The sequence below is a fragment of the Flavobacterium psychraerolatum genome, assembly GCF_025960985.1.
GTDB lineage: Bacteria > Bacteroidota > Bacteroidia > Flavobacteriales > Flavobacteriaceae > Flavobacterium.
In genome coordinates this window covers 1-14,866 of record NZ_JAOQMX010000011.1, presented here as the reverse complement: position 1 = coordinate 14,866, position 14,866 = coordinate 1, and the positions used below count along the sequence as shown (strand labels likewise).

8 protein-coding genes and 1 pseudogene are annotated in these 14,866 nt (G+C 34.3%); 3 read left to right on the top strand and 6 right to left on the bottom strand.

Features of this window, described 5'->3' with window-relative positions:
• Nucleotides 1-284 precede the first annotated feature (284 nt).
• Both M2326_RS06025 and M2326_RS06020 read left to right on the top strand, forming a co-directional pair.
• Nucleotides 285-1,739 (top strand): PhoX family protein, encoded by a 1,455-nt coding sequence (locus M2326_RS06025; RefSeq protein WP_264618652.1) that lies wholly within the window; start codon nt 285-287, stop codon nt 1,737-1,739.
• A gap of 85 nt (nt 1,740-1,824) precedes the next feature.
• A complete protein-coding gene (locus tag M2326_RS06020; RefSeq protein ID WP_264618651.1) occupies nt 1,825-3,573 on the top strand; it encodes a cytochrome-c peroxidase in 1,749 nt (582 codons plus the stop codon).
• Nucleotides 3,574-5,063: 1,490 nt separating this feature from the next.
• On the opposite strand, the gene M2326_RS06015 is transcribed toward M2326_RS06020, so the two are convergent.
• From M2326_RS06015 to M2326_RS06000, 4 genes are all read right to left on the bottom strand, one after another.
• On the bottom strand, nt 5,064-6,218 hold the full coding sequence (locus M2326_RS06015; protein WP_264618650.1) for a hypothetical protein: 1,155 nt from the start codon (nt 6,216-6,218) through the stop codon (nt 5,064-5,066).
• Between the two features lie 33 nt (nt 6,219-6,251).
• Nucleotides 6,252-7,250: an FAD:protein FMN transferase gene (locus M2326_RS06010; protein ID WP_264618649.1), complete on the bottom strand. Its 999-nt coding sequence runs from the start codon at nt 7,248-7,250 to the stop codon at nt 6,252-6,254.
• Between the two features lie 601 nt (nt 7,251-7,851).
• Complete coding sequence (locus M2326_RS06005) at nt 7,852-9,792, bottom strand: FAD-dependent oxidoreductase (protein WP_264618648.1); 1,941 nt, start codon at nt 9,790-9,792, stop codon at nt 7,852-7,854.
• Between the two features lie 18 nt (nt 9,793-9,810).
• Nucleotides 9,811-11,412 (bottom strand): sulfatase, encoded by a 1,602-nt coding sequence (locus M2326_RS06000; RefSeq protein ID WP_264618647.1) that lies wholly within the window; start codon nt 11,410-11,412, stop codon nt 9,811-9,813.
• Between the two features lie 168 nt (nt 11,413-11,580).
• On the opposite strand from M2326_RS06000, the gene M2326_RS05995 reads away from it, so the two are divergent.
• Nucleotides 11,581-13,197: a hypothetical protein gene (locus M2326_RS05995; RefSeq protein ID WP_264618646.1), complete on the top strand. Its 1,617-nt coding sequence runs from the start codon at nt 11,581-11,583 to the stop codon at nt 13,195-13,197.
• Nucleotides 13,198-13,572: 375 nt separating this feature from the next.
• On the opposite strand, the pseudogene tnpA reads toward M2326_RS05995, so the two are convergent.
• Nucleotides 13,573-13,952 (bottom strand): annotated as a pseudogene (gene tnpA, locus M2326_RS05990) (IS200/IS605 family transposase).
• Between the two features lie 592 nt (nt 13,953-14,544).
• Nucleotides 14,545-14,866 (bottom strand): RagB/SusD family nutrient uptake outer membrane protein (locus M2326_RS05985; RefSeq protein ID WP_264618645.1); only part of this gene is annotated, 322 nt, incomplete at its 5' end.

Sequence of the window (14,866 nt, the reverse complement as noted above, 5' to 3'; positions counted from 1 at the left end):
GTCTTGATAAAGACAGGCTTTTTTATTTCAAGTAACAATCAAAACTAGTTTACAGTTTGGTAACAATCTCTATTTAATTTATCGAACCTAATTACAACACGGTCTATGATTTAACTCAAGTCCAACACATACATGATACTTTTCTTAATAGTAACAAAAGTATAATTGTAAAGAAATTGTTTCTTTATTATATAAAACAGACCATTTGTTAAAATTTTCATAATGTAAAATTCGTTTTCCATTCATACATGAATACTTTCTTTGTGCAAACAAAAAAAAACAAAATGAAAAGAATTATTTTACCAGCACTTTTAGCATTGACAATGGTGTCGTGTAATAAAGATGAAACAGGATCGGATTTTGTAGCCAACTCAGACGTAGTTCTAAAAAATCAATCGGTTACACCAGTATTATTAACCAAAAAAACTGGTTTTGAAAATCTAGAGTTGTTCTCCTTATTGAGTTCTGATGACGTACTTGCAGACAGTCCAAAATATGTTTTTGGAGGTTCTGCGGATGGAAGTGGATTATTAAAAAATCCTGATGGAACTTTTACTTTCTTGGTGAACAACGAAGATAATTTCTCTGTTTCTAGAATTACTTTGGATAAAACATTTAAACCTACAAAAGGAGAATATTTATTGAACTCAAACGGAGGTACATGGAGATTGTGTGGTGCTACTATGGCTACGCCAGAGGAACATGGTTTTGGACCTTATTTTTTAACTTGTGGAGAATCTGGTGAAGAGTCAAGAACACATCGTTTGGATCCTTATGCGAATGTTGCTGGAGCAAACATCTCAAAAGAATTACCTGCCTTTGGAAGATTGAGTGCCGAAAATGCTTTACCTCTTAACAAAAATGCTTTTGCAGGAAAAACAGTTGTAGTTATAGGTGACGATGATTCTGGAACCTACGGAGGACAATTGTTTATGTATGTTTCAGACAAATTGGGTGACCTTGAGAACGGATCTCTTTATATGCTAAAAAGAAATAATGACAACCAAAGAGAGAAAGACATGGTTGCAGGTCAGGATTACGCCGTATCTTTTGTTAAAATAAACAACCATACCACCTTGACTGGTGCCCAAATTAACGCATCTGTAAACACATTAAAAGCAGTGAAATTTGGTCGTATAGAAGATCTTGATTACAGAAAAGGAAGCGCAACCTCAAACAGAGAATTATATTTTAATGTAACAGGGCAAAACAATACCGGTACTAATGCAGATGCCTCAAGAGCTAAATACGGAAGAGTCTATCAATTGAATCTAGACGCAGCAGACCCTTTGAAAGGAACGTTGAAAGTGATTCTTGATGGTGACGACCGCACTGGAATTGCTGGTAAATTTCAGAACCCTGACAATATTTGTGTAACGACAAATTATGTATATGTGCAAGAAGATCCAAACGGATACGGAGATGAAACGCATGATGGCTACATCTACCAATATGATATTGCAAAAAAAACCTTGAAAGTAGTAGTGGAACTAGATCAACGTCGTACTGCTACCGATGCAGCAAAATATAATGTTGGTGGAACTTCAAAAATTGGAGCCTGGGAATATGGCGCATTAATTGATGTTTCAGACAAAATTGGTGTTCAAGATGCTTTTTTACTATGTGTTCAGCCTCATACTTGGACTGGTGCAAAATATAAAGGAGTAGATGGTGGAACTGTTCGTATAAACGAGCAACAAGCCAGCCAAATTGTATTAATTAAAGGATTACCTAGATAGTCCAATTAACAAAATAAGTATATAAACCCACGATTCTTAGGTACCGTGGGTTTTGTATTTCCGTTTTTCAAAGGTTCCATTTATTATGAGAAAATATTTCTTTCTACTCCTATCTCTAGTTTTTATTTCTTGCGATACAAAACCCAAACATGCTCAAGTGAAACAATTGTTTCAAGATAACGTCAAGCAATTAATCGCTAATACCAAACTCTTACATGATGCTGTCGTAACGCAAAAAAGTGAAGCTATCATCCAAACCCAATTCAATACCGCCCATCAATCCTATAAAAATATTGAAGCGTTAAGCGAATACTACTTTCCTGAAGTATCCAAATCAATCAATGGTCCTGCCTTAGCCGAATTTGAAGAAAACGATAATAAAATCATCGATCCGCAAGGCTTTCAAGTCATCGAAGAAATGCTGTATCCTAAATACGACCTTACAACCCAAAAAGAACTGTTACAACAAATAGCAATACTGTCTGGTAATTTAATCCGTTTAGAAAAAATCGCTAGTACCAACGAACTAACTGATGCTCATCTATTTGACGCCCTTCGACTAGAGATGTTTCGAATAATTACCATGGGCATCACCGGATTTGACTCTCCCATTGCCCAACAATCAATTCCTGAAGCTACAGCATCACTTCAAAGTATTGCCAACTATTACCAAACATACACTCAAGACACAAATGATGAAACCGCACTATTGATTGAAAAAACAATTGCGTACACACAATCCCATTCCAATTACATTACTTTTGACCGTGCTACTTTTATAAAAAAATACGCAAATCCAATCTGCAAAGCTTTGTATCAAAAACAACTGGAATTAAAAATCCCACTTTTTGATGAAATTCGTGGTCTCAAAACTACTACTGTCACCCTATTTGACAAGGAAGCTTTTGATCCCGATGGTTTTTCAGGTTTCCCCGATTACGAAACAACTCCTGAGAAAATCGCTTTGGGAAAAATGCTCTTTAACGATCCAATTCTCTCAGGCGATAATACCCGTTCCTGTGCGTCTTGTCACTATGAAAACAAAGCCTTCACCGATGGACTAGAAACAGCCACCACTATGGATGGAAAATCTACATTAACTAGAAATACACCCACATTAAAAAATATTGCCTTCCAACGCAACTATTTTTCAGATTCACGAGTGAGCTATCTCGAAGATCAAGCGGTAGCCGTTATTACAAATGACGACGAAATGCACGGCGACTTAGATGATGCAGTCCTAGCAATCACGAAAAACAAAAAATACAGCAAAGCCTTTTCCAAAGCTTTTCCAAACAAAAACATTAATGCCTTTGGTATTAAAAATGCTTTAGCTTCTTACATCCGTTCCCTAAGTAATTACAATTCAAAATTTGACCGCTATATGAGAAACGAAACCCCTTTTACAGCCCAAGAAAAACAAGGATTTAACCTTTTTGCAGGCAAAGCAAAATGCGCCAGTTGCCATTTCATCCCATTGACCAATGGAACAGTACCTCCCAAATTTGACAAGTCAGAAAGTGAAGTACTCGGCGTTCCTAACACGTCAGGCAAGCTAGATTCCGATTTAGGAAAGTACAATTTGACCCAAGCCATCATTCATCGCAATTCCTTCAAAACACCCACCTTGCGCAACATTGTACAAACGGCACCTTATATGCACAACGGCGTTTTTAAAACTTTAGAAGAGGTAGTTGATTTCTATAATAAAGGTGGAGGCATAGGTCTCGGATTAGCAGTACCCAACCAAACCTTACCTTCAGATGAATTGAACCTAACAGAAACAGAGAAAAAAGCTCTAATTGCCTTCATGAAAACTCTAAACGATATTTAGCAGTTCTATTTGGGGCAAGCTACCATTGCAGCAAAAGGGCTCATTACATTAAAATCAAAAAGACAAGTAAGTATCATCTTTAATGAATAAAGTATAAAAACAAAACAAAGCTGCAGAATTATCGTCCCGCTAGATACTTTTAATGATGTTGACAGATACATAAATCAGCTTTGTTTTTATTCCTTAAAGTCTCAATAAGAACTTAAACACTACTCTTTTAATTTAGAGGTTGCATAATATGAGCAAAAACACTTGTAATTTTTTGTTTTCATTACTAAAACCAAGAAGATATGAATATAAGTATTAAATTGGGTTAGATATTGCCAGCAAAAAAATTGATATTTATATAACTATAATTAATGAATCTTAAAAAGTTCATCATTTGTGATTACTGTAAAAGGCTTTAACGCAGTGAAGCATTGAATCATTAAGCATCATAATGAAAAAGAATTATACTTAGTTCGTTCTGTATGGAGGCTACTGTAGTTTATCATGAGAATTGTGCGCTATATTTTTATGAGAAAGGTTATTAAACTTCTATAATTTTATACAATAAAGCCAAAAATTATTTAATTTCGTTAGGTCTTAATTCCAACAAGGATAGTATTTAGACCAAATATTTATCAAAATGGGTTTTGAACACTGTTTAGAATTTTGAGAACCGATGGGTAAATATTTTTATACATTACGACAATATACACGTCAATATCAAAATTCACAAAAAAAAGGCGGTGTCTAATAATCAGCTTCAACCTTTAGAGTATTCAGTGTTTAAAATTAAAAAGAAAATAAAACGACAAGAAAACAGCATTAAGTTATTTAATAAATAAAAGAGCTTGAAAAATTAATCAAAATTTTAATTGAATCAAATCGGTTAATAAAACAAAAAGTAACTAATATTTGTAAAATAATAAGAATTGTATTGCTTATAGTAGCAATGATTTCAGCAAAAAAAAAGGTTTTGAATTATTCAAAACTATAAGCAATTAGTGTCTTATGCCAGATTTGATTTTGTTAAGAGGGAATCATAAACTAGCATTGGAAAGACATAAACATCAATCAAAGGTAATAGACACATCTGGAGATCATGATTTATGCCCCCTTTTGTCGCTGTAAATTATAATAAAAAACCAGCAGTTGGTTTTTCTAATCGTAAACTTGAAAAACACAGTATTAAAAAGTTACGTTACTGTTCAAAAAAAAAAAATAGTATTAATTTACCATGTTTTATTTGAAAAAAAATTGAAGAATATAACCTGAATAATAGAGAAAAAAACATATAGCCATAATGACAAAGTAACAACAATGCTAACCCCATAATATAGACATAAAATAACCTCAATCAAGTTGATGGTTACAGCAGATAAACAAATCGTTTTTGAAAATGAAAGGTTTTCTATAGTTTGACAAAACTATAAAAAATAAGTAAAAATGAAACTAGGATTTCAAGATAGTACCTTTCCTCATTATCTTTTGGTTTGACAAAAAACCTACAAACGTTCGCCATTTTTTTTCTGAAAAATATCTATTTTCGATTTTTGACTTTCGGTTACTACTTTATTTTGAAGAAAGTAATAAGACGCACGAGCGATCAAAAATTGAGAATGTCCTAATAACTGTATCGCATTCTCAATTGCAAGGGAAGAAAGTGGTTTTTGCTTGTCCAATATTCGAAACAACAATTGCAACTCCTGAAAAGAATCTACAGTCACTAATTGATTTGTAGCCCATTCAAAATAGGCAGCCGAATCTGGTTTTACAAATTGCAATAACGAACTCAAAAAAATCACTCGATACGACTTGTCCGAGCTAACATATAATTTTTTTAACGCATCAAAATAAACATCCGAAGGGGCTTTTTCGATATAATCCATCAAAAGTCTAGACAACGATGGTACATTTCCTATCTCTTGCAAAACCACTGCAACTGAAGTTGGATCATACACTTTTCTAGTTATCAACTCATTAATTATAAAACGGCGGTATTTTTCATCCTCCTGATGTAAGGATTGCACCAAGGCATCCGTAGATAATTCTTTGGCGGTTTCTTTTCTAATTACCTCAAAAATTTCTCCATTAGCCCAATGCCAAAGCGTACAACTCGTCCAAGCCGCTCCTTTTACTATTGAGTTTTCATCAATACCCGAAGTCGCTCCTGTGGCGCCATCAAGCTCAATTAAGCCTTCACTTCCGTGAGACGCAAGGTGTCTTTGATTTTGATAATATTCTTTTAAACTCGAATCTCGATCTCCTAAAATATTATCTAGTTTTTTATAGTCGGCTGCATTAAACGAAATCCCATCTGTTTTTTCCAATACAATACCTTTGGCCATTTCATATCGATTGTAAAATCCTAATTTATCCCAAAACAAGCGTACTTGGACTATTTTACATTTATGATCCAAACAGATCACCGATTCGACATCCATATAATACTGAAAAGCCAAACCATTTGCGTCTTGCAGTTCGATTAACTTGCCTTTTTGTTTTTCGGTAAAACTCAGCCCTTCGTGAATAATCGCAATATCGTGTACGATTTCCTTATACGTTGGCGCAGGATTTTGAGCGTTTGTCACCAATCCAGTTAAAACAAAAAGGATTACTGTAAATGATTTTAGCGCACTAAATTTATTTTTATGAAACATATATTTCTTAGTTTTTATATTTACCAACTTCTTTTATCTAAAAAAAGAATAGAAACCAGTGGTTGCGGTATCTTTTACCACGCCATTATCATCATTGTAAATAAAATAGGCTTCTAACTTCTTTCTTTTCGAAACAAATTGAAAAGCTTTTTTCAATCCCATAGCCATTAATGCATTATCATAACCGTCGGCAGTTATGGCATCTGGAGCAAAAACAGTCACACTTATCAAATCATTTTGAACCGGATAACCCGTATTTGGATTCATCAAATGAGCGATTTTTTTTCCTTTGCTTTCATAGAATTTCTGATAGTTGCCCGAAGTTGTAATTGCTCCTTCGGGAATGCTCACAATTTTTTGATAGGATTTTGGCAGATGCTCCTGATGGGTTGGCGATTCGATTCCGATTTTCATCAACTCACCACTGGGTTGTCGTTTTCCTTTTATTCGAATCTCACCTCCTATTTCGACCAAATAATTGACAATTTTCTTTTGTTTCAAAAAATCAGCGACTACATCTACCGAATAGCCTTGCGCAATGCCGTTGACATCAATTCTTACTTTCGGATTCTTTTTCAAAAGAAAATTGCCTTTTATTTGCAAAAGTTTACTACCAATATTTCTCTTAACTTCTTTTAGCAATTCTGAATTTGGCTCTGTTGGAACAATTCCCTTCTTACCAAAACCCCATGCTTCCATCAATGGCAAAACCGTGATATCAAACAATCCATCGGTATCCTGATAAATTTCATGAGAACGCTGGATTACATTTTTGAAATGCAAATCCATAAGTACTCCCTCACTAGAATCATTGAATTGGCTTATCAACGATTTCTCATCATAAATAGAAAGCGAGGCATCTATTTGACCAAAAATACTATCCAATTGACTTTCGCTCACTATCCGCTGCTGCGCATAATAGGTAACCGAAAAAGTTGTGCCTTGCGTAAAACCATTAATCTGGTATTTGTTCCAGACTTCTTGCGAGCTTGGAGGAAACAAAAGAGCGATTATGAGGTTTATAAAAATCATGTTTTTAATTATTTGGACTATAGATTAACATAATAGTTTAAGATGAAATTTTTTGTAACTGTAAAGCGGTACTATCATATTTTACAATTAATTGCCTCCAGCTTTAGCTGGGGGTAAAATTGGAACTATCTATTTTAGGCTTTAGCCAAAAAACAGCTGATTTAGGCTAAAGCCTTTTTTATATCCCTCAGAATAACTCCAGCTAAAGCTGGAAGCAATTGAAAAACAATAACCAACTAAATTGATCCTAAATATATTGTCAAACACAGATTTCACAGATAACTTCGTGCTATTTATTTTTGGAACTTAAAAAAAAATAATTGCCTCAAGCTTTAGCTGGGGTAAAATTGGAATTATCTATCTCAGGCTTTAGCCAAAAACAAATGATTTAGGCTAAAGCCTTTTTTAAATCCTTGAGAATAACTCCAGTTGAAGCTGGAGACAATTGAAAAACAATGCAACTTAATTTTTTGTTTCTTCATAAACATAGATTCTACCTTATTTTCTAGAGCTTTTTCATTTTAACACAAATTAGATATATTATAGTAATTTAATCGAAATAAAAATCAATTTAAGTCCTTTTAATCTGTGGCTAAATAAACTAAGCATAGCAACGAACTTCAAACAACTTCACGCTTTTCTTCCCATAAGTTTCTTTCAGTTTTAATCGAATAGCAGTTGTTTTCACACTATCAAATTTAAACTTAATCAATCGCCTTTTATTATTATCCAAAGTTCCCAATTTAATCCAAGAACCGTTCACTCTTGCTTCCAAATCAACTGCTTTCAGCATTTCTTCGGGAACAGTATTGCTGTAAATTTTATCGTGACGTTGGTCTTTTCGCATCATAATATTGCGTTTCACATTGGTATCACACTTAATTTCAACCGTGGATAAATCAATCGGATTATCCCACTCCATTTGCAGTTCGGCATCAAGTCCCTCTGATTCCCAATGATGAATTTTATCATTAATATCACGAGACCAACCATCATTCATCAATTTTGCATCACCCGAAATTGTAGAAGAAGCAAATATTAAACTCGCTTTTTTTGCCAAATCCAAAGGATCATTAGCAGGACGCATCGGAATAAAGGCATCATCTCGCAACAATTGCTCTTGCAACTCATTTATAAATTTATTTGAAATATCACGCGGACTTACGTTTTTCTTTACGCAAATAGTAGCAGCTGTTCCCACCGCTTGTCCCATCAAAGCGCAAGTTGCCATAATACGGGAGGACGAAAGTGCAATATGCGTTTGACTCACATTACGACCTGCGAAAAGCAAATTGTCAATATTTTTGGAATATAATGAGCGAAAAGGCACTTCATAAATCTCGGTAAAATCTTCGTGAAAATAACTTGGCGGCTCCGATGGATTTTCTATTCCACCCGGATTGTGCTCGTCTAGCGACCAACCTCCAAAAGCAATGGCATCTTCAAAATGTTTGTGTCCTGTCATATCTGTTTCCGACATAATATAATCACCTATAAAACGACGAGACTCTCTACGACCAGGCAAATTCCCGACCCAATCCAACGCATAATTTGCTGCTTCGGGATGATTTCCGGAGTTTTTAATATAATCCCAAACACCGTGTAAATAACCCATTAATTTATGGCGATTAATTTCTTGGTCGGCAATAATATCGTGTTCGCTTCCTACTTCGACCCACCAAATGCCTTCAGAAAAACCTTTGATGTATCTTTTTTTATGCGCAATTTCGGCTTTGTATCGAATGGCGTATGACGGTGCAGCGTATGGCATCGGTTTCCCCATATCCTTGGATGACATCAAAATTGACGCTCCCATCTGCCAACCATCGGCAACTTTTGGAGCATATTTCTCCCCAAATTCAGACGCTGCTTCACGACCAGTACGGTATTCTGCACCAGCAGTTGCAGCCAACAAACCATCACCAGAACAATCAATAAAAATGGGTGCTTTGATGGTAATCTCCGTTTCGGTATTGGATTGCCAACAACGGGCACTTTTTATCTTATTTCCAGACATTTTTGCCTCTACCGCTTGGGTGTTGAGCATCAATTCTAAATTGGGTTCTCGTACCACAAAATCATACATTACATGATCAAAAACAGGAAACGAAGCTTGCGCATTATCAAAACGATTGAGTAATAACAATTCTTCTATAATTCCGGTTTCACGTTCGGGTAACCCACCCTTAAGATGATTTACACCGTTTAAATGCACACGAATCTCACTAGAAGCATTCCCTCCCAAAACCGAACGGTCTTGCACCAAAACCGTTTTTGCTCCGTTTCGAGCGGCAGCCACCGCCGCACAAATACCGGCAGCACCACCGCCTAGAACGGCAACATCAAATTCTTTAGTGATTTTACGTTGGGGTTTTATTTTTTTTCCACTTGCTACTTCTAGCCAATTGTCTTTTTTTCTATCGCCTAAATCATCTACTTGCAATGGGGCTTCAGTTGGAGTAGCACTAACTCCAAGCGGAATTAATGCCGCAGCCGCAATAGCACCTTGTGTTCCTTTGGTTAAAAAATCTCTTCTTTTCATAATCGTAGTGTGGTTAATTTATTTTGCTTGGTTTCCTTTCCAGCCTTTTTCAAATTGTTTCAAAAGTTGGTTTACTTCTTTAGGATTTGCAGTAGCAATGTTGATTGTTTCTGTTGGATCTTTTCTATGGTCGTACAATTCTACATACAAGGGTTTTTCTTTGGGATGTTTCGTGTCTTTCCAAACAATTAGTCGGTAGCGTTGGGTTCTCATGGTATATCCCATTAAATCATTTTCGAATAAATCTCTATTCCATTTTTCTTTTTGCTGGTCAATTATTCTTTGTTCTACTTTTTCTATTAAAGGCTCAAAAAAAGTTTCTCGCATTCCGTCACGCAAAGGATAGGCGCCCCATTCGCGTAAAGCGGGATCGGGAAACTGACTAAAAGCAGCCGCTTTCCATTTTTTATTCGGTTTTTTCAACAAGGGAACAAAACTTTGTCCCTCTACATGTTTGGGTGTATCAATTCCAGCCAATTCACATAAAGTAGGATACATGTCTACTAATTCAACCAAAGCTTCGGAGGTTTTCCCTCTGCTTCCTTTCGGCATATCTGGCGTCCAAATCATAAGCGGTACTCTAGTGGCAATTTCATAATCGGTTGCTTTTCCCCAAATACCCATTTCGCCCAAATGCCAACCATGGTCACTCCAGACAATGATAATGGTGTTATCACGAACACCAGCATCTTCTAATGCACCAATCATCTTTCCGATTTGCGCATCGACATAACTCACACAGGCTAGGTAAGCATGTTTTAATTTGATAGCTTGTTCCGGACTTATATCTCCTTCTTTCGGAATATCATAACGGGTTCTTAGTTCAAAAGAAGCATGCAAACCCATTGCAGCACCATCTTTTGGTCCGTTAACTTGCGTACTTAAATGAATGTTTTTTTCATCATACAAATCCCAGTATTTCTTTGGCGCTGTCCAATTCAAATGCGGTTTATGAAATCCCAATCCCAAAAAGAAAGGTTTGTCTTTGTTCTTAACTAATTCTTTTAGCTGCTCAATGGCTAGGTTGGTATTGAATCCATCGATGTAACCTTCATCTGGAACATCGGCAAACTCATAAGACGGGCCACTTGCCAAACCATATTTTGCCTGCTCTCCATATTTTGCAGTCATGTCTTTTAGATTTTGTTTGCTCAAAGCTTGGTTTTCTACCAATGCATAACCCGATGGTTCCTTTACTTTGGTCGGTTGAATGCTCCAAGACATTTTATCATCATAATCGCCATGATGGAATATTTTACCAAAATAAACAGTTTCGTATCCATTGTTCTTAAATTGCTGTGGAAGCGTAATCACATCGGGATTCGCTTGTCTAAATTTGATATAATTATGAAAAACACCACTCGTTTCAGGTCGATAACCTGTTAATAGACTTGCTCGAGAAGGCCCACAAATAGCTTGTTGACAATAAGCTTTATTAAACAATAAACCTTGAGATGCTAAATGATCTAAATTTGGACTAATGGCCTCATCAGATCCATAACAACCTAACTCTGGTCGCAGGTCATCTATACCTATAAATAAGATATTAGGTTTTTGCTGCGCTTTAACTGAAAGAAAGGAGCAACTTAAAAAAGAAAATACTAAAACAGCTAATTTCATTTTGATTCTATTTAAAGGTTGTTAATGCATTACAAATCTACAGCTAACCCTTCTATATTTTACAAAAAACAGCTTACAAAAACTTAACATCCACCATTTTTACTTTAAAAAAAAATTAACTTATTACTTATTTTGTACTTTCGCTAGAAAACCAACAAAACATTATATATGAAGACCTTAAGTAGGATTAAAAACCAACCTGTTTTTCTTTTTATTACTTTACTGACTGTTTTTACAAACCTTACAAGGGTAAATGCACAACAATTTAAAAGTTATACTTCAGAAGGGCTAATTACTTATCAATCGGATCCTCAAATAGTAATTGAATTATTAAAAAAGAAAAAGAAAGAAGCAATTTTACAAAAAGACACTATTCAAATTATAAAAACATTAATATCCTTGAGTGCGGCTGATCGTGCAGGTTTAGCCTACAGGGATTCATTTATCAATTCTGGAGAAGCGTTGTTTATTGCTCAGGAATTCAAAAACCCTTTATTAATTGCCAAAGCTCATGAAGAGTTTGGTACCCTTCACTTTCTGTTCAAACAAGATGAAGAAGCTGGTGAACACTTTAAAAAAGCCCATAACTATTATTCCAGAATTAATTTGAAAGATTCGGCTAGTTATGCTCAATTGTATCGATCTCATTACAATTTGGCAATGTATTACCAGCGAATAAAAAATGTATCAGAACTAAAAAAACAAGTTGTCGTTTGTGAATCACTAGCTAAGAAATTTAAAATTGATCCGATTTATAAATTGTACTTGGATGAAAAATTAGTTTCCGAATTGGAATTTAATTCGCAATTTAAAGAAGCTTTAGATTTGCTATTGAATATCTGTAACCGCATGGAAAATTTGAAAGCCAACGGAAACCTAAGCGTTACAGACAATAGCTTTTTTATGATTTTGTATTGTAGAACGGCAATTGATTATGAGCGCCAAAATAACTATTCGGCGGCAAAAAATTACTACGAAAAAGCATTACAGATTAAAGATAGCAATGGTGAGAACACCTTTTACCGTTCTTTTGTCTTTTTGCGTTATGCTGATTTGTTATCTAAAATCAACGATTATAAAAATGCTTATCTTAATTTACAAGAGTCAAAATTGATTAATGACACTTATCTAAACCCTAGAAATGAAGACACTCAAGGTTTTTTGACTATTAAAAACAGGTATAAAGATCAGTTACAAAATAAAAATAACCAACTGCGCGACCAAAGTTTAAAAATTGAAAAACAAAATCAGGCTTTGTTTCGTTTCCGATTTTTCTTTTTTGGAATTGTTTTAATTGCTATCATTTTAGGATTGATCTTTCGTAGCAAAATGAAAACTATAAAACACCAAAAAGAGGAGGAAATCACCAAAAAGCAAATAGAGCTAAAAAACAAGGAACTGACTGCTAATATGCTTAAATTAATTGAAAAGGAAGAAATCATTCAGACATTGAAATCGCACCTTGAAAACGCAAACACTGACCACAACACAAAAAAAGTAATTCAGCAGCTCGAAAAAAAATCGGTGAGTTTGTGGGATTCTTTCAATAATCAGTTCATGGAACTAAACGAACATTTCTACGATCGGCTTCAAGAAAAATCGCCAGATTTAAGCGCTGCAGACTTAAAAGTATGCGCTTTAATCAAACTAAACTTTTCGGGCAAAGAGATGGCACATTTATTAGGTATTTCTCTAGGTAGTGTACATGTTGCTCGCCACCGATTACGCAAAAAAATGAACTTGGAGCGGGATATTAATTTGACTAATTTCATTAATTCCATTTAGGTTTTTTTATCGCAAAGATGTAAAGAAGAAAGATTTTGAAATATAATACAAAAGACTTATATATAGTCCAAATTTCATATATAATTATATAACAATATTCATACACAATCAATACCTCCTTCTCGATTGTATTTTTTACATTATCGTAATAAATTTTTCAATCTCCTCTAATGATTTGTAAAATTTATTAATAAACTGTTGTTTGTATTTTGCCGCATTTTCAGCGAGATTAAGCTCTGGACTATATGTTGGCAAATTATAACAATGTTTTTAGAATCTTAGATTCAATTAATAAATACAAGAATTTTCATTGACTAAACCACTATGGACTTAAAGTCTATAGATTTGGTTGTCAGACTTAAAGTTTGCATGTTGCTAGTCTTCAATTATGAAGATATCATTGTTACTTTCATTCGGGCTTCGATGAAGTTCCAAATATTAATTTACCATTTAATCTGTAATATTACCTGCACTCCAACACCCAAAACCAATTGCCAAAAAATGACGACCCAATATCTTTTTTTAAGTTCTGGAAATTCTATTTGTAGTTTTCTTGAAGAACGACCTTTCATTAATTTAACCAGAGTGCTAACATCTTGAGAGGGTCGATATTCAATATGCATATGATCTTTTGACACAACCCCTTTTAATATTTGCACTCCTTCCCCTTCACAAATTTGTATCAAAATAGTTCTACAGCGAATTTTTATGTCTCCCTGCAAAACTGCATATCTATATTTTGTAGCCCAAACTATATGAACCGTTAATCTTGATACAGTATGTCCATTTACTCTTTAAAAATCAATATCTCAAAAGTACATTTTTAGAAGCTAAAAGCGAAATACATTAAAGTCCATAGTTTTAACTATTTTCGGGACCAATAAATTTGTAATTTCAAGAGAAATTTTTAGAAATTCAAATTAAAGAAATATAGTTTTCGAAGGCGTAAAAAAGACAAGAAAACACACTCTACTATTGAGATTACAGCATTTGTAATTTCCTCAGTAAAAGAAAATTTCAGTCCTGGACAAATAGTCGCACATTGCAAAGTAAAAAACTTGAAATGTGTTTATTCTGAAAGAATATATGTAATTTTAAAATAGGAATTTATCAATGATATTTCTAATCTAGATTAAAAAATCATGAAAAGGATCATAAAAGAATAGATTAAAATATACAACTAATTACAACCATATTTTAATTATATGCTAACATCAAATTAAATGCACTTAATGGAATGAAATTAAAAAGACAAAATATAAAAGACAAAAACACTTGCAAAAATGTTTTGCATGTGTTTTGTCTTTTTCGCTATAAATTTGTATCGTCTAGTTAAGAGAAGATAATTTAGTAATTGTTCTGTAATAATATACCGTTTGATAAAGTAATCTCAGAGTATGGAAGAGGCATCAATTCATGTATTCCCGTTATAAAACCAAGAGGGCCCATAATAGCTGTAGCTCTATTTGTTCTTATTAGGTCATGGTATCTAAAACCTTCACCAGCCAACTCTACTCTTCTTTCATGATAAATAGCATTTAATAAAGGTGTACCCATTAGCGTTGCCGGTAGATCAGGTAAGATAGCAGTATTTGTTCCTCTTGCTCTTGCTCTAACTAGGTTAACGTATTTAATTGCATCACCAGGACTAGTATTGTAAACAGCCTCT

Excerpts from the sequence above, each read along its gene's own strand:
- M2326_RS05995 (WP_264618646.1), top strand. The coding sequence starts at position 11,581 with ATGAAGACCTTAAGTAGGATTAAAAACCAACCTGTTTTTCTTTTTATT.
- M2326_RS06005 (WP_264618648.1), bottom strand. The coding sequence starts at position 9,792 with ATGAAAAGAAGAGATTTTTTAACCAAAGGAACACAAGGTGCTATTGCG.
- M2326_RS06025 (WP_264618652.1), top strand. The coding sequence starts at position 285 with ATGAAAAGAATTATTTTACCAGCACTTTTAGCATTGACAATGGTGTCG.
- M2326_RS06015 (WP_264618650.1), bottom strand. The coding sequence starts at position 6,218 with ATGTTTCATAAAAATAAATTTAGTGCGCTAAAATCATTTACAGTAATC.
- M2326_RS06020 (WP_264618651.1), top strand. The coding sequence starts at position 1,825 with ATGAGAAAATATTTCTTTCTACTCCTATCTCTAGTTTTTATTTCTTGC.
- M2326_RS06010 (WP_264618649.1), bottom strand. The coding sequence starts at position 7,250 with ATGATTTTTATAAACCTCATAATCGCTCTTTTGTTTCCTCCAAGCTCG.
- M2326_RS06000 (WP_264618647.1), bottom strand. The coding sequence starts at position 11,412 with ATGAAATTAGCTGTTTTAGTATTTTCTTTTTTAAGTTGCTCCTTTCTT.